At 72.0% G+C, this 629-nt stretch carries 1 protein-coding gene; it reads left to right on the forward strand.

Features of this window, described 5'->3' with window-relative positions; translation table 11 throughout:
• On the forward strand, positions 1 to 573 hold a 573-nt coding region (locus KZA10_RS17015; protein WP_218683491.1), incomplete at its 5' end, for a hypothetical protein.
• Positions 574 to 629: the final 56 nt, after the last annotated feature.

The raw sequence follows: 629 nt of genomic DNA on the forward strand, positions 1-629 counted from the left end.
GTTCCGCCGGCGTACCCGGCAGGTCAGGCCGCACCTCCTGCCCCCAGTCACCCGGCGTATGCGGCAACGCCCGGCGCTCTCCCGTCCGCTCCTGCTCCCGGATACCCTGCGGCCCCTCCCGGGGCGTGCCAGGTGCCCGTCGGCGGCTACGCCGCACCTGCGGGCGCGTACGCCGTGCCGGAGACGACGCCTCGTCGGTCCGGGCTGATGGGGATGCTCGCGCTGATCTCCGCGCTCGTCGCCGCGATCGTGATGCCCATCGTCGCGGGCATCAACGCCTTCGCGATCGGCCGCGTCATCCCGCCGAGCATGACGACGTACAGCGATGATCTGCGCATCTTCGCCCCGGTACGCGATCAGGTGCTCTGGACGGAGCTCTCCTTCTGGGCGGGCACGATCCTCGGCATCGCGGCGATCGTGCTCGGCATCATCGCGATCCGCAAGAAGCAGGGCCGCGGGGCCGGTATCGCGGCGCTCGTCGTGGCCGTTCTCGGCGCGGTGATCTTTTCGATCGTCCTGGTCATCGCGCTGGGCGCGGGAAGCGCCACCGGCCTCGCCGGCTACACCGCCTGATCGGTCGTCAGCGGTCGGGCGGCGCCGCCCGGCTCACCGCGGTGCGTGGTGCTTCT

The sequence above is a fragment of the Microbacterium sp. BF1 genome (genome assembly GCF_019279095.1).
Taxonomy (GTDB): domain Bacteria; phylum Actinomycetota; class Actinomycetes; order Actinomycetales; family Microbacteriaceae; genus Microbacterium; species Microbacterium maritypicum.